This window comes from Pseudomonas sp. GNP014 (genome assembly GCF_054344005.1).
In genome coordinates this window covers 1508997-1523744 of sequence record NZ_JBTGUS010000001.1, presented here as the reverse complement: position 1 = coordinate 1523744, position 14748 = coordinate 1508997, and the positions used below count along the sequence as shown (strand labels likewise).

Annotated in this window: 14 protein-coding genes; 11 read left to right on the top strand and 3 right to left on the bottom strand. The window is 61.1% G+C overall.

From position 1 onward, the window contains the following. Positions 1-51: 51 nt before the first annotated feature. A complete protein-coding gene (locus tag ACXX9E_RS06950) occupies positions 52-855 on the top strand; it encodes a phosphatase PAP2 family protein (protein WP_458555216.1) in 804 nt (267 codons plus the stop codon). Between the two features lie 52 nt (positions 856-907). Here ACXX9E_RS06950 and ACXX9E_RS06945 read toward each other — a convergent pair whose 3' ends face one another. Next, positions 908-1315, bottom strand: a complete 408-nt coding sequence (locus ACXX9E_RS06945; protein ID WP_123470555.1) for an RNA-binding S4 domain-containing protein — start codon at positions 1313-1315, stop codon at positions 908-910. Between the two features lie 116 nt (positions 1316-1431). Between ACXX9E_RS06945 and rimA the strand changes: the two genes are divergently transcribed. The 3 genes from rimA to rimK are packed head-to-tail and all read left to right on the top strand — an operon-like array spanning position 1432 to position 3609. Continuing rightward, positions 1432-2211 (top strand): S6 modification regulatory phosphodiesterase RimA, encoded by a 780-nt coding sequence (rimA, locus tag ACXX9E_RS06940; protein ID WP_128614928.1) that lies wholly within the window; start codon positions 1432-1434, stop codon positions 2209-2211. Between the two features lie 16 nt (positions 2212-2227). Further along, complete coding sequence (gene rimB, locus ACXX9E_RS06935) at positions 2228-2707, top strand: retropepsin-like aspartic endopeptidase RimB (protein WP_007917936.1); 480 nt, start codon at positions 2228-2230, stop codon at positions 2705-2707. Continuing rightward, complete coding sequence (gene rimK / locus ACXX9E_RS06930) at positions 2704-3609, top strand: 30S ribosomal protein S6--L-glutamate ligase (RefSeq protein WP_007949201.1); 906 nt, start codon at positions 2704-2706, stop codon at positions 3607-3609. Before rimB ends, rimK begins: the two co-directional genes overlap by 4 nt. Positions 3610-3687: 78 nt before the next feature. Here the strand turns inward: rimK and ACXX9E_RS06925 are convergent, their stop codons facing one another. Further along, positions 3688-5001 (bottom strand): ATP-binding protein, encoded by a 1314-nt coding sequence (locus ACXX9E_RS06925; protein WP_123470551.1) that lies wholly within the window; start codon positions 4999-5001, stop codon positions 3688-3690. A gap of 114 nt (positions 5002-5115) precedes the next feature. After that, positions 5116-5856 carry an osmolarity response regulator transcription factor OmpR gene (gene ompR, locus ACXX9E_RS06920; RefSeq protein WP_123470549.1) on the bottom strand — a complete coding sequence of 247 codons (741 nt, stop codon included), beginning with the start codon at positions 5854-5856 and terminating at the stop codon, positions 5116-5118. Between the two features lie 358 nt (positions 5857-6214). On the opposite strand from ompR, the gene ACXX9E_RS06915 reads away from it, so the two are divergent. The 7 genes from ACXX9E_RS06915 (at position 6215) to tauD (ending at position 14655) form a co-directional block, all read left to right on the top strand. Next, positions 6215-8539: a Tex family protein gene (locus ACXX9E_RS06915; protein ID WP_123470548.1), complete on the top strand. Its 2325-nt coding sequence runs from the start codon at positions 6215-6217 to the stop codon at positions 8537-8539. Next, entirely contained in the window at positions 8539-8922 is a 384-nt protein-coding gene (locus ACXX9E_RS06910) for a PaaI family thioesterase (RefSeq protein WP_007917925.1), read from the top strand. Before ACXX9E_RS06915 ends, ACXX9E_RS06910 begins: the two co-directional genes overlap by 1 nt. Positions 8923-9135: 213 nt before the next feature. Further along, positions 9136-10719 (top strand): glutamate--cysteine ligase, encoded by a 1584-nt coding sequence (gene gshA, locus ACXX9E_RS06905; RefSeq protein ID WP_458555215.1) that lies wholly within the window; start codon positions 9136-9138, stop codon positions 10717-10719. 330 nt (positions 10720-11049) lie between these two features. Next, positions 11050-12027 (top strand): taurine ABC transporter substrate-binding protein, encoded by a 978-nt coding sequence (gene tauA, locus ACXX9E_RS06900; RefSeq protein ID WP_123470544.1) that lies wholly within the window; start codon positions 11050-11052, stop codon positions 12025-12027. 16 nt (positions 12028-12043) lie between these two features. Then, a complete protein-coding gene (gene tauB, locus ACXX9E_RS06895; RefSeq protein WP_458555214.1) occupies positions 12044-12838 on the top strand; it encodes a taurine ABC transporter ATP-binding subunit in 795 nt (264 codons plus the stop codon). Continuing rightward, positions 12835-13668: a taurine ABC transporter permease TauC gene (gene tauC, locus ACXX9E_RS06890; protein ID WP_123470541.1), complete on the top strand. Its 834-nt coding sequence runs from the start codon at positions 12835-12837 to the stop codon at positions 13666-13668. Before tauB ends, tauC begins: the two co-directional genes overlap by 4 nt. Positions 13669-13812: 144 nt before the next feature. Next, positions 13813-14655, top strand: coding sequence for a taurine dioxygenase (gene tauD / locus ACXX9E_RS06885; protein WP_458555213.1), 843 nt, complete (start codon positions 13813-13815; stop codon positions 14653-14655). Positions 14656-14748 lie beyond the last annotated feature (93 nt).

The following is a 14748-nucleotide window of genomic DNA, read 5'->3' as shown; positions in this document are numbered from 1 at the left end:
CGTTTCTTGGCACTTTTTTTGGTGCCGATGCTTAGCCATGGGAGGCATTTTATGAACAATCCGGGTTTGTTCCAATCAAGGTGGAACCTCGGCCGGCTGGTTCTGTGTAACGTGGTGCCATTGGCACTACTGGCTTTCTGGTTATGGCCTACGGGCCAGATGCTGTGTGTGATTTTCGACGAGTGGCTGTTCCGCTCGCTCAATGCACCGCTGGCCAGCAACCCGATATGGCTCCACATCTGGGCAATTGCAAGCCTGCGCCCGTTTGACATCGTCGTCGGGATCATTCTGCTGACGTTGTTGATCAAGGGTGACTGGGTATTCAAGGCGATTGACGTGCGTCGCGCGTTCTTCGGTTTTTTCTCGATCCTGCTGCTGATGGTGGTCATCCGCGCGCTGTTTTCCAAGTTTGCCGACCACATGGACTGGCAGCACAGCAGCCCGTCGATGGTGCTTGAAGGCGCAGTGCACATCAGCGACTACTTCCCGCATATGGAAAAAGCCTGGGAGCTGAAGGACCGTTCGGGCCAGAGCTTTCCCGGTGACCATGCTTCGGTACTGTTGATCTGGGCCCTGTTCATGGGCGTGTTCAGTCGTACGGTTGGCCAGTTCCTGAGCATCTGGGGCCTGGCGCTGTTGTTCATGCTGCCACGCCTGGTGGCGGGCGCGCATTGGGGCCAGGACGATTACATCGGCGGTTTACTGCTGGCGGTGTGGGCATTGGGCTGGGGTTATTACACGCCGTTTGCCTGGCACGCGTCGAATTTCTGGCTGAAGGTGACAGCGCCGATCTTCGCGCTGCTGGGCAAGTTGCCGATGGTTTCGCGGATGAGTGTGGTATCCGCAGCAAACTGACAGTTTTGCGCACTGCCTGGGGCGAGGGAGGAAGCTTGCTCCCTCGCCACAATCATGCGTCGTTACTGTTCCCACGAAATTTAAACAGGTCCCGCCGCTGCTTCTTGCTCGGCTTGCCGTCGGTGCTCACACCCAGAGAACCGGCCTTGCGCATCGCCGCCGCGGCTTCGCGCTTGGCACTACTCGCCTCGGTCTCTGCGTACAGCGTCTGCGCTTCCGGCGCGCCACGACGCACGATCGACAACGCTTCGACTCGAACCGTGCGCACTTCGAAACCGGTGCGGATCTCGAACTCATCGCCGATTCGCGGCTCCTTGCCCGGTTTGCACCGCTCGCCCCGACAATGCACCTTGCCACTCTCGATCGCCGCTTTGGCCAAGGCACGGGTTTTGTAAAACCGCGCGGCCCACAGCCATTTATCGAGACGGACCTTGTCGTCCTCTTCCTGTTTTTGCGCCATATGAATTCCTCGTTCAGCCAGTAGTCGGAACTGTACTACCGATTCTGTCGGGCGCAAGAACTCAGCCCTCCAGATAAACTGAGATCCTGGCCGGTTGACCGGCATGGAGTGATCAAGTGACCAGACTCCCGTCTTCGTTGACCTCGCCCAAAGCGGGTTGCCAGGGTTGCCGGCACAGCGAGCCGCTGGGCTTCGATTTTGCCTTCGCCTATCAGCCCATCGTGGACCTGCGCGAACAGGCGGTCTTCGCCCACGAGGCGCTGGTCCGAGGGACCGCCGGTGAAGGCGCGTTGACGGTGTTAGATCAAGTTACAGAAGACAACCGTTACCGTTTCGATCAGCTCTGCCGGACCCGCGCCATCGAAGGTGCGGCCAGTCTTAATATGCAGACACACTTGTCGATCAACTTCATGCCCAACGCCGTCTATCGTCCAGAGTCATGCATACGCAGCACGCTGGAAGCGGCAAAGAAACACAATTTCCCGATCGACCGGCTGATTTTCGAAACCCTGGAAAGCGAGCACGTAGATAACTATCGCCATTTGACCAATATTCTGCGTGAATACCGCGAATTCGGCTTCAAGACGGCCATCGACGATTTCGGTGCCGGTTTTTCGGGGCTGAATCTGCTGGCTGATTTTCAACCGGATCTGATCAAACTCGACATGGCGCTGATTCGCGATGTCGATCAAGACCGTGTCCGTCAGGCTATCGTTCGGGGGATTGTCACAATCTGTGCGGAGTTGGACGTTACAGTCATTGCCGAAGGCATAGAGCGCGCCGGCGAGCGGGACTTCCTGGCGGATTGCGGAATATTTCTGATGCAGGGGTTCTGGTTCGCCAAGCCTGCATTCAAAGCGTTGGCCCAGGTATCACCTGAGGCGTGGACGCGTTAATTGTTGGTTTTTTCCATTGAAGACATTTGACCATTTGACCGTTGTCGGTCTGCGCGAGTGGGTGGCGCTCCCGGATCTGGGAGTTGCGGGCCTGCGCGCAAAAATCGACACCGGTGCCAGCACCTCCAGCCTGCACGCCACCGACATCGAACCGTTCGAACGCGACGGCGAGAAGTGGGTGCGCTTCACCGCGCACCTCGGCACGGTGGTGCAGTTGCGTCACCGGCGTTGCGAAGCACCGCTGGTCACGCGCAAAACCATTAAAAGCTCCAACGGCCATGCCCAGGTGCGCTACGTGATCAGCACCACCCTGGCCTTGGGCGATCGGGTCTGGCCGGTCGAGTTCACCCTCGCCTGCCGCAAGTCCATGCGCTATCGCCTGTTGCTCGGTTCCAAAGCCCTGATCGATGGCCAGCTGGTGGTCAATCCGGGCATCAAATATGTACAAGACAAGCCGGTGTTCCCGGTATCTACCTCCTCCACAGGTGTTGCATGAAGATCGCTGTGCTGTCGCGGAACCCGCGTCTGTATTCCACCCGCCGTCTGGTCGAAGCCGGAACCGAGCGCGGGCATGAAATGGTCGTGATCGACACCTTGCGCGCCTATATGAACATCGCCAGTCACAAGCCGCAGATCCACTATCGTGGCAAACCGCTGGAAGGCTTCGACGCGGTGATTCCGCGGATCGGGGCGTCGGTGACATTTTATGGTTGTGCGGTGTTGCGCCAGTTCGAAATGATGGGCGTGTTCCCGCTGAACGAGTCGGTGGCCATCGCCCGTTCGCGGGACAAACTGCGCTCGCTGCAACTGCTGTCACGGCGAGGCATCGGTCTGCCGGTCACCGGGTTTGCTCACTCACCGGATGACATTCCCGACCTGATCGACATGGTCAACGGCGCGCCACTGGTGATCAAGGTGCTGGAAGGCACCCAGGGCATCGGCGTGGTGCTGTGCGAAACCGCAACGGCGGCGGAGTCGGTGATCGAAGCATTCATGGGCCTGAAGCAGAACATCATGGTCCAGGAATACATCAAGGAAGCCGGCGGTGCGGACATCCGCTGCTTCGTGGTCGGCGACAAGGTGATCGCGGCCATGAAGCGTCAGGCCAAGCCGGGGGAATTCCGCTCCAACCTGCATCGCGGCGGCAGCGCCAGCCTGATCAAGATCACCCCGGAAGAACGCATGACTGCCTTGCGTGCAGCCAAGGTCATGGGCCTGGCGGTGGCGGGTGTGGATATTCTGCGTTCCAATCACGGGCCGCTGGTGATGGAGGTGAACTCCTCGCCTGGGCTGGAAGGGATCGAGACCACCACGGGCAAGAACGTGGCGGGGATCATCATCGAGCACCTTGAGAAGAACGGCGGGCCGAACATGACCCGCACCAAAGGCAAGGGCTGAAAAGCAGCTTCGAGCGGCAAGTTTCAAGCGACAAGTAAAAAAACACTTTTGCTTGCCGCTTGAAACTCGCCGCTGCTCCTATACCGCATCCCGAGGAAGCATCAACCCCAACGGCAAGCGTACTCGCGCTTCCAGTCCTCCCCCGGAGCGATTGCGCAGCTCGACATTGCCGCCATGCATCGAAGCAATCCGCTTCACAATCGCCAGGCCCAGCCCGGTGCCTTTGCCGCCACGGGCGCGGTCGCCACGGGTGAACGGGTTAAAGATGGCTTCAAGCTCCGCAGGGTCGATGCCCGCGCCACGATCCATCACGCTCAGGACCACGTACGGCGCGCTGGTGTCGCCGGACACATACGCCGCCACCTCAACACTGCCGCCCGCATGGTTCAAGGCGTTGCCGATCAGGTTGTTCAGCAGACGCTTCATCGAAACCCGCCGCAACGGGAATGGCTGGATCGGCTCCAGACGCAAACGCACCTTCTCTTCATTCTGGTTGTAAGGTGCTGCCACCTCACGCACCAGATCGCTGAGATCCACCTCCTCCACTGACTCATCGCGGCCATCACGAATGAACGCAAGGAACTGGTCGAGAATCGCGTCCATGTCTTCGATGTCGCGCACCATGTCGTCGGTCAGGTCGTTATGATCCCCCATCAACTCCAGCGACAGGCGCAGGCGCGTCAGCGGCGTGCGCAAGTCGTGAGAGACACCGGCCAGCATCAGTTCACGCTCACGTCCCGCCTGTTCGACGTCTTCGGCCATCTGGTTGAAGGCGCGATACACCTCAGTCATTTCACTCGGCGTGTCGCTGATCGGCAGACGCACGCTGCGACCCTGGCCCAGTTGCCGGGCGGCGTACACCAGGCGCTTCAACGGCTGATTGAGCTGGCTGACGAAAATCCACGCCGAGGCGGTCGACAACAAACCGATGGCAAGGAACCAGCCGAGCACGTTCCAGATTTTCTGACCACGCAGCGGGTGTGGATACAACGGCACTTTCAGCCAGCCATCACCGAGGCTCGGCGCACGCACCCACAGCGCTGGCGGCGAGTGCATGCGTAAACGCACTTCGGTGTCGGCACCGAGCTCAGCCTGCATCTGGCGCTGGTAGATCTCGCTGTACGGCCAGTGCTGTTCGCCTTCCGGCACACCGGCACCGACCACCCGGATCAAGGTCGCGGCATCGGCGATTTTTGCGCGGTTTTCCTCGTCAGCCGCCCAATAGGCGCGTAGCGTCAGGGCGACGCCGTGGCTGTATTGGCGATCCACCAGCACGTCCTCGTTCATCAGCAGATAAACCAGGGTCAGCGCCTTGGAAAACAGCACGACGATGAGCACCAGCCAAAGGGTGCGGGAGAAGAAACTTTGGGGGAACCAGACAGGGGTTTTCATCAATAACCGCTACACACTTGCAGGAGCGAGCAATGCTCGCATATTGCGGATTGCGAGTCTGCGGGAATGGCCGTTCGACCCGCCCCCGGCAGACCCGCTCCTACAAATCACCGATCACTTGGTGGCGGCACCATCCGGCACAAACACGTAACCCACGCCCCAGACAGTCTGGATGTAGCGAGGCTTGGACGGATCGGGTTCGATCATCCGGCGCAGGCGGGAGATCTGCACGTCGATGGAACGCTCCAGCGCATCCCACTCGCGGCCACGGGCCAGGTTCATCAGTTTGTCGCGGGTCAGTGGCTGACGTGCGTTCATCACCAGCGCCTTGAGTACCGCAAACTCACCGGTGGTGAGCATGTGCACTTCATCGCCGCGTTTCAGTTCGCGGGTAGCCAGCGACAGCACGTAATCACCGAAGGTGACGTTTTCATCTTCGCTGCCCGGTGCGCCCGGGACCGGTGCGGCCTGGCGGCGCAACACCGCTTTGACGCGCGCCATCAGCTCGTCCGGGTTGAACGGCTTGGCCAGGTAATCGTCGGCGCCCAGTTCCAGGCCCTTGATACGGCTCATCTCATCGCCCTTGGCGGTGAGCATGATGATCGGAATCTGGTTGTTCGCGGCCCGCAGACGGCGGCACGCGGTCAGGCCGTCTTCGCCCGGCAGCATCAGGTCGAGGACCACCAGATTGAAGACTTCACGCGACAGCAGACGATCCATCTGCTCGGTGTTCGGTACGGTACGGGCGCGGTAGCCCTTGCTGACGAAAAAACGTTCCAGCAGGCTGCTCAGACCCGGATCGTCGTCAACAATAAGAATTTTTTCGCCTTCAGCATTATTTACAGTGCTGCTCATTGGATGCTCCTTTTAGCTCGGCGCGCATTATGGCGTAGCTGCCGTTATACGCACCGTGTGCATTGTTAGCAGATTTTTCCTTCACTGCCAGAAAACCGGGGTTTATGCCTACAGACTGCTACACCCCCGAATGACAGAACGCTGGTTATAATGCGCGGCGTTTTGTGCCAGGCAACGTCTGAATCGTTACCGCAGGTGGCCGCGATTTTTTCCGGACCGGCGCAGTAATTGTTCGATTTCACGGGTCAATGGGGAGCCTTTTGACCCAGGCAGCGGCAATTTTCTAGCCGCTCAACCAGACTCCGGGCCTTTATTTCCGTGCCTGCGAGCCTGCTTTCACACTATGTCAGGTGGTTTTATGGACAGCATCAACAGCCGCATCGCCGAGGAACTCGGCGTACGCCCGCAACAGGTCGAAGCGGCCGTCGCGCTACTCGATGAAGGCTCTACCGTCCCCTTCATCGCCCGTTACCGGAAAGAAGTCACCGGCAGCCTCGATGACACCCAGCTGCGTCATCTCGAAGAGCGTCTGCGCTACCTGCGAGAACTCGACGAACGGCGCATCAGCATCCTCGCCAGCATCGAGGAGCAAGGCAAACTCACCCCGGCCCTCGAACGCGATATCAAACTCGCCGACACCAAGACCCGCCTCGAAGACTTGTACCTGCCGTACAAGCAAAAGCGCCGCACCAAGGGCCAGATCGCCCTGGAAGCCGGCCTCGGCGAGCTGGCCGACGGCCTGTTCAACGACCCGAATCTGTCCCCGGAAGCCGAAGCCGCACGTTTTGTCGATGCCGAAAAAGGCGTGGCCGATGTGAAGGCAGCGCTCGAAGGCGCCAAGTACATCCTGATGGAGCGCTTCGCCGAAGACGCCAGCCTGCTGGAAAAACTGCGCAACTACCTCAAACAGGAAGCGACCATCAGCGCTCGCGTGATTGCCGGCAAGGAAGAGGAAGGCGCCAAGTTCCGCGACTACTTCGAGCACGACGAACCGCTGAAAAGCATGCCGTCGCACCGTGCACTGGCGATTTTCCGTGGCCGCAACGAAGGCATTCTCAGCTCCGCGCTGAAAGTCGGCGACGAACTGCCGGGCACCATGCACCCGTGCGAGGGCATGATCGGCCAGCAATTCGGCATCCAGAACCAGAACCGCCCGGCCGACAAATGGCTCGGTGAAGTGGTGCGCTGGACCTGGAAGGTCAAGCTCTACACCCACCTGGAAACCGACCTGCTCGGCGAGCTGCGCGACGGCGCCGAAACCGAGGCGATCAACGTCTTCGCCCACAACCTGCACGACCTGCTGCTGGCCGCGCCGGCCGGCCCGCGCGCCACGCTGGGCCTCGACCCGGGCCTGCGTACCGGTTGCAAGGTGGCCGTGGTCGACTCCACCGGCAAGCTGCTCGATCACGCCACGGTTTACCCGCACGTGCCGCACAACAAATGGGATCAGACCATCGCCATTCTGGCCGCGCTGTGCGCCAAGCACTCGGTTGACCTGATCGCCATCGGCAACGGCACCGCCAGCCGCGAAACCGACAAACTGGCGATCGAGCTGATCAAAAAATATCCAGCCATGAAGATGACCAAGGTCATGGTCTCCGAGGCCGGCGCATCGGTGTACTCGGCGTCGGAACTGGCGGCCAAGGAATTCCCGGATCTCGACGTGTCGATCCGTGGTGCAGTATCCATCGCCCGCCGTCTGCAGGATCCACTGGCAGAACTGGTGAAGATCGACCCGAAATCCATCGGTGTCGGCCAATACCAGCACGACGTCTCGCAGCTGAAACTGGCGCGCGGGCTGGATGCGGTGGTCGAGGACTGTGTGAACGCCGTTGGTGTCGACGTGAACACCGCCTCGGTGGCACTGTTGGCGCGGATCTCCGGCCTCAACGCGACCCTGGCGCAGAATATCGTTGCCCACCGTGACGAACACGGCGCATTCAAAACCCGCGCTGCACTGAAGAAAGTCGCACGTCTGGGCGAAAAAACCTTCGAACAGGCGGCCGGCTTCCTGCGCGTGATGAACGGTGACAACCCGCTGGATTCCTCGGCGGTTCACCCGGAAGCCTATCCGCTGGTGCAACGCATTGCCGCTGAAACCGACCGCGACATTCGCTCGCTGATTGGCGATGCCGCGTTCCTCAAGCGTCTGGATCCGAAGAAATTCACCGACGAAACCTTCGGTCTGCCAACCGTCACCGACATCCTGCAAGAACTGGAAAAACCGGGTCGCGACCCGCGTCCGGAATTCAAGACTGCCGAGTTCCAGGAAGGCGTCGAAGACCTGAAAGACCTGCAACTGGGGATGATCCTCGAGGGCGTCGTGACCAACGTGACCGCGTTCGGCGCATTCGTCGACATCGGCGTGCATCAAGACGGTCTGGTGCACATCTCGGCACTGTCGGAGAAATTCATCAAGGACCCACGCGAAGCGGTGAAGGCCGGTGACGTGGTGAAAGTGAAGGTCATGGAAGTCGACATCCCACGCAAACGCGTCGGCCTGTCGATGCGCATGAGCGACACCCCGGGCGAGAAGATCGACGGTGCCCGTGGTTCGCGTCCGGGCTCGGCGCCGCGCCAGTCCTCGGGCAACGCGCCACGCAAAGAATCCGCTCCTGCCGCGCCGGTGAACAATGCGATGGCCTCGCTGTTCGCCAACGCCAAGCAGTTGAAGAAACGCTGATGGAGATTCCGGCCGGGCTCGTCGAGAGCGCGTTTTTCAAGCTGTTGGGCTGCCGCCTGCACAGCCTGGAAACCGGGGTGGCGCAAGTCGCCCTGGTGCTGGAACCGGAACTGCGCAACCGTGGCGGCAAGTTGCACGGTGGCGCGCTGTTCAGTCTGGTCGACATTGCCATGGGGCTGGCCTGTTCCAGCACCCACGGCTTCGATCAGCAGAGCGCGACCATCGAGTGCAAGATCAACTACATCCGCGCCGTATCCGACGGCGAGGTGCTGTGCACGGCCCGGGTGATCCACCCGGGTCGCCGCACATTGGTGGTAGAAGCCGACGTGATGCAGGGCGACAAACTGGTCGCAAAAGCGCAAGGCACGTTCGCTGTCCTGTAGCTACTGGTCATCAATTTGAGTTAATTTCGGCGCTGTGTCTGCGGCGTCGAACTTTTCCGCACGCGCAATAGCCAGATTCAAGGAGTGAAGTTGGCGATCGGCACGGGCCTTTACGGCTCAAAAACCAGGCGAAAACGCCAGTTTCAACTTCACCCTTGTAGACCGTCCTGCCCACCCCCATATTGGGGCGACTGACGCGTGAAGGAATCCAAATTGAGCGAACTTCTCAACCGCCGCCTGGCTCTGCTCGGCGAGCGCGCCAACCTCTCTCTGCTCGAACAGTGCCTTCACGGTATCGAACGTGAATGCCTGCGCGTGACCAGCGAAGGTCGACTGGCGCAAACGCCGCACCCGGAAGCCTTGGGTTCCGCGCTGACCAATGAACAGATCACCACCGACTACTCCGAGTCGCTGCTGGAATTCATCACGCCCGCCCTGCCCGACCCGGCAGACACCCTGGCGAGCCTGGACAAGATTCATCGCTTTGCCTACAGCAAGCTCGGCAACGAGTACCTGTGGAGTCCGTCGATGCCGTGCCCGTTGCCGGCCGAGGAAGACATCCCGATCGCCTATTACGGCACCTCCAACATCGGGCAGCTCAAGTACGTCTATCGCAAGGGCCTGGCCCTGCGCTACGGCAAGACCATGCAGTGCATTGCCGGGATCCACTACAACTTTTCCCTGCCGGAAAAGCTCTGGCCGCTGCTGCGCGAAGCCGAAGGTTTCGTCGGCACCGACCGCGATTTCCAGTCATCGTCCTACATCGCGCTGATCCGCAACTTCCGTCGCTACAGCTGGCTGCTGATGTACCTGTTCGGTGCCTCGCCGGCGCTGGATGCAGGTTTCCTGCGCGGTCGTTCGCACCAGTTGGAACAACTGGACCCGGACACCCTGTACCTGCCGTACGCCACCAGCCTGCGCATGAGCGACCTCGGTTACCAGAGCAACGCCCAGGCCGGCCTGACGCCGTGCTACAACGATCTGTCGAGCTACACCGACAGCCTGCGCAAGGCCGTAGCCACGCCGTACCCGCCGTACGTTGAAGTCGGCACGCACAAGGATGGCGAGTGGGTGCAGCTCAACACCAACATCCTGCAGATCGAAAACGAGTACTACTCCAACATCCGCCCGAAACGCGTGACCTACACCGGCGAACGGCCGATCCAGGCGCTGATGGCCCGTGGCATCCAGTACGTCGAAGTGCGTTGCCTGGACATCAACCCGTTCCTGCCGATGGGCATCGACCTCACCGAGTCGCGCTTCCTCGACGCGTTCCTGCTGTACTGCGCGCTGAACGACAGCCCGTTGCTGACCAACACCTCGTGCGGCAATGCGACGTCGAACTTCCTCAGCGTGGTCAAGGAAGGTCGCCGACCGGGCCTGCAATTGCAGCGCGACGGACAGCCGGTCGAGCTGAAGACCTGGGCCGCCGAGTTGCTGGAACAGATCGCGCCGCTGGCCGCCCTGCTCGATCAGAGCCACGGCGGCGATGCGCACAGCAAGGCACTGGATGCGCAACTGGCCAAGGTCAGCGACCCGTCCCTGACCCCGTCGGCGCAGGTGCTGGCGGCGATGGCCGAGCACAAGGAAAGCTTCGCGCAGTTCTCCCTGCGTCAGAGCCAGGCCCATGCCGAGTTCTTCCGCAGCGAGCCGTTGGCGGCGGAAGATCAAGCGAAGTTTGAGGAGCTCGCGCGTTCGTCGCTGGCGGCGCAGGCTGAGCTGGAGCAGAACGAGGTTGGGGATTTCGACGTGTTCGTCGGTTCGTATCAGGCGAGCATCCTGGCGATCAGCAATTAAAAGCCCCTCACCCTAGCCCTCTCCCAGAGGGAGAGGGGACTGACCGGGTTGTTGATGCGAAGTGCGCCGACCTGAAATACCGCGTCGAACTCAGGCCTTGAAAAGCACAGAGATAGGCTCCCTTTCCCCTCGCCCCCTTGGGGGAGAGGGCTGGGGTGAGGGGGCAAAGATCTAATGTCGAACGAATAACTCCGAAACGCCCACAAATTCCCTCGTTCTTAGATTTTTCCGCTCATAAGCTCATTCTAAAAAGTTATTTATTTTTAGATTCTTAGATCATTTAGTCTCCTTTCACGCCGAACCTCGGTAGCCTGATATGGAGCACTCCCCATGAAACTGAATTTCCCGCTGCGCCTGCTGGCCGTGGCCTCTCTGGCTGCCGCGAGCTTTCTGGCGCAGGCTGCCGACCTCACCGTCGCTTACCAGACCACCGTTGACCCGGCAAAAGTTGCCCAGGCCGACGGTGCTTACGAGAAGGCCACCAAGGCCGACATCAGCTGGCGCAAGTTCGACAACGGCGCCGACATCATCGCCGCCATCGCCTCCGGTGACGTGCAGATCGGTTACCTCGGTTCCAGCCCGCTGACTGCAGCGATCACCCGCAAGGTCCCGGTGGAAACCTTCCTCATCGCCACCCAGATCGGCGCCGCCGAAGCGCTGGTCGCCCGCGACGGTTCCGGCATCAAGAGCCCGCAGGATCTGGTCGGCAAGAAAATCGCCGTGCCGTTCGTGTCCACCGGTCACTACAGCCTGCTCGCGGCGCTCAAGCACTGGAACATCGACCCGTCGAAAGTCACCGTACTCAACCTCGCGCCACCAGCGATCATTGCTGCGTGGAAACGCGGTGACATTGACGCCACTTACGTTTGGGACCCGGCCCTTGGTGTAGCCAAGGAAAACGGCAAGGTGCTGATCACCTCCGGCGAACTGGCCAAGTTTGGCGCGCCGACCTTCGATGCGTGGATCGTGCGCAAAGACTTCGCCGAGAAGCACCCGGAAATCGTCAGCGCATTCGCCAAGGTTACCCTCGACGCCTACGCCGACTACCGCAAGGATCCGCAAGCCTGGCTCGCCAACCAGAGCAATGTCGACAAACTGGTGAAGCTCTCCGGCGCCAAGGCCAGCGACATTCCGCTGCTGCTGCAAGGCAACGTCTACCCGCTGGCGGCGGATCAGGTGATCACCCTCGGCGCGCCGACCACCAAGGCCATCACCGACACCGCCGCGTTCCTCAAGGAGCAAGGCAAGGTTGAAGCCGTCCTGCCGGACTACGCGCCGTACGTCAGCGCCAAATACATCACCAACTGATCGGGAGTTAACTGCGATGGCCTTGCTACAGCTGGAGCGCATCAGCGCACAGTATCCCGGCAGCCCGGACCCGGTGCTGGCGGACATTTCCCTGACCCTCGGGCCTCAGCAGTTGCTGGTCGCCCTCGGCCCGTCCGGCAGTGGCAAGACCTCGCTGTTGAACCTGATTGCCGGTTTCGTCGAGCCCAGCGCCGGGCGCATCACCCTCGACGGCGTGCCGGTCAAAGGCCCGAGCGCCGAACGCGGCGTGGTGTTCCAGGACGACGCCCTGCTGCCTTGGCAGGACGTGTTGGCCAACGTCGCTTTTGGTCTGGAACTGGCCGGCGTCGCCAAAGACAAACGCGAAAAGATTGCCCGTGAAATGCTGACGCTGGTCGATCTCACAGGGTTTGATAGCCGCCGTATCTGGCAACTCTCCGGCGGGCAGAAACAGCGCGTCGGCCTGGCCCGCGCCCTCGCCGCTGACCCGCGTGTATTGCTGATGGACGAACCCTTCGGTGCCCTCGACGCCTTCACCCGCGAACAGATGCAGGAGCTGTTGCTGCAAGTCTGGCAGCGCACCGCCAAACCGGTATTCCTGATTACCCACGACATCGAAGAAGCGGTGTTCCTCGCCACTGACCTGATTCTGCTCGCGCCGAATCCGGGGCAGATCGTCGAACGTCTGCACCTGGATTTCGGCCAGCGTTACGCCGCTGGTGAGTCCGCCCGAGCGATCAAATCCGACCCGCGTTTTATCGAAACCCGCGAGCACGTGCTGAGCAAAGTGTTCTCGCAACGCAGCGCCGTTCAGCGGCAGGAGCGCGCATGAGCAGTTACGACGTTTCCGCTGCGGCGGTGAAACCCCCTTCGGTGGCGATTCCCGTGCGGCGCAGCCTCAGCACGCGCTGGATCAGCCTGCTGACCTTGTTCGCCTTGCTGGTGCTCTGGTGGGCGGTGACCGCCAGCGGTTTGATCGAACCGCTGTTCCTCCCACCACCGTCCGCCGTGCTGCAAAAAGGCTGGCTACTGGCGACCACCGGCTACATGGATTCAACCCTGTGGCAGCACTTGGGCGCGAGCCTGAGCCGCATTGGCCTGGGCCTCGGTTTTGCGATTCTGACCGCAGTGCCGGTGGGCATTGCCATCGGCGCCAACCGTATCGCCCGTGGCGTGCTCGATCCGCTGATCGAGTTCTACCGACCGATTCCGCCACTGGCTTATCTGCCGCTGATCGTGATCTGGTGCGGCATTGGCGAGTTGTCGAAAGTGCTGCTGATCTACCTGGCGATTTTCGCCCCGATTGCCATCGCGACTGCGACCGGCGTGCGCACTGTCGACCCGGCGAAACTGCGTGCTGCGCAGTCGCTCGGCGCCACTCGCGCACAACTGATTCGCCACGTGATTTTGCCCAGCGCCCTGCCGGACATTCTTACCGGTGTGCGCATCGGTCTGGGCGTCGGCTGGTCGACACTGGTCGCCGCCGAATTGATCGCCGCCACCAGTGGTTTGGGCTTCATGGTGCAGTCTGCTGCGCAATTCCTGGTCACCGATGTGGTGGTGCTGGGGATTCTGGTGATCGCCCTGATCGCCTTCGCCATGGAAATGAGCCTGCGCGCCCTGCAACGCAAACTGGTGCCGTGGCACGGCCAGGCGCACTGAAGTCGCCCTTTTAAATCCTTGCAGGAGTGAGCCTGCTCGCGATTGCGGAGTGTCAGGCTATGGCTGTTGTGAATGACAAACCGCTTTCGTGAGCAGGCTGGCTCCTACAAAAAGCTCTATCCCCCGAATTCGAAGAGTAAGACCATGAGCAGCCTGACCATCACCCCCTTAAGCTCGGCCCTCGGCGCACAGATCAGCGGCGTCGATGTCAGCCAGCCGTTGAACCTGGAACAGCGCGACGCCATCGAGCAGGCGCTGCTCCAGTATCAAGTGCTGTTCTTCCGCAACCAGCCGATCGAGCCGCCGCAGCAGGCACGTTTCGCCGCGTACTTCGGTGACCTGCACATTCATCCGATCTACCCGAACGTGCCGGAGCAGCCGGAAGTGCTGATCCTCGACACCGCCGTCACCGACGTGCGCGACAACGCGATCTGGCACACCGACGTAACCTTCCTGCCGACCCCGGCGATGGGCGCGGTACTCAGCGCCAAGCTGTTGCCGGCGTTTGGCGGCGACACCTTGTGGGCCAGCGGAATTGCCGCGTACGAAGCACTCTCGGCGCCGATGAAAAGCCTGCTAGAAGGGCTGACCGCCACTCACGACTTCACCCGTTCGTTTCCGCTGGAGCGCTACGGCAACACGCCGCAAGCGCTGGCGCAGTGGGAAGAGGCGCGCCGCAAGAACCCGCCGCTGTCGCACCCGGTGATCCGCACCCATCCGGTGAGTGGACGCCGTTCGTTGTTCGTCAACGAAGGCTTCACCTCGAAGATCAACCAGCTGTCGGAAACCGAGAGCGAGGCGATTCTGAAGTTCCTGTTCGCGCACGCGACGCGGCCGGAATTCACCATTCGCTGGCGTTGGCAGAAGGACGACATTGCGTTCTGGGACAACCGCGTGACGCAGCATTACGCGGTAGACGATTACCGCCCGCCGCGGCGGGTGATGCAGCGGGCGACGGTGTTGGGGGATGTGCCGTTTTTTCGCTGAGCCGTTTTAACAGCCAAAAGCCCCTCACCCTCTCCCGGAGGGAGAGGGTCAGGGTGAGGGGCTTTAGAGGTACGCCGACCTGATATTGCTTTG

Bases quoted from the DNA above. Each gene is read 5' to 3' on its own strand.
- ACXX9E_RS06925 (WP_123470551.1), bottom strand. From the start codon at position 5,001: ATGAAAACCCCTGTCTGGTTCCCCCAAAGTTTCTTCTCCCGCACCCTT.
- ACXX9E_RS06950 (WP_458555216.1), top strand. From the start codon at position 52: ATGAACAATCCGGGTTTGTTCCAATCAAGGTGGAACCTCGGCCGGCTG.
- tauB (WP_458555214.1), top strand. From the start codon at position 12,044: ATGGCCTTGCTACAGCTGGAGCGCATCAGCGCACAGTATCCCGGCAGC.
- tauA (WP_123470544.1), top strand. From the start codon at position 11,050: ATGAAACTGAATTTCCCGCTGCGCCTGCTGGCCGTGGCCTCTCTGGCT.
- ompR (WP_123470549.1), bottom strand. From the start codon at position 5,856: ATGAGCAGCACTGTAAATAATGCTGAAGGCGAAAAAATTCTTATTGTT.
- tauC (WP_123470541.1), top strand. From the start codon at position 12,835: ATGAGCAGTTACGACGTTTCCGCTGCGGCGGTGAAACCCCCTTCGGTG.
- rimK (WP_007949201.1), top strand. From the start codon at position 2,704: ATGAAGATCGCTGTGCTGTCGCGGAACCCGCGTCTGTATTCCACCCGC.
- tauD (WP_458555213.1), top strand. From the start codon at position 13,813: ATGAGCAGCCTGACCATCACCCCCTTAAGCTCGGCCCTCGGCGCACAG.
- ACXX9E_RS06945 (WP_123470555.1), bottom strand. From the start codon at position 1,315: ATGGCGCAAAAACAGGAAGAGGACGACAAGGTCCGTCTCGATAAATGG.
- ACXX9E_RS06910 (WP_007917925.1), top strand. From the start codon at position 8,539: ATGGAGATTCCGGCCGGGCTCGTCGAGAGCGCGTTTTTCAAGCTGTTG.
- ACXX9E_RS06915 (WP_123470548.1), top strand. From the start codon at position 6,215: ATGGACAGCATCAACAGCCGCATCGCCGAGGAACTCGGCGTACGCCCG.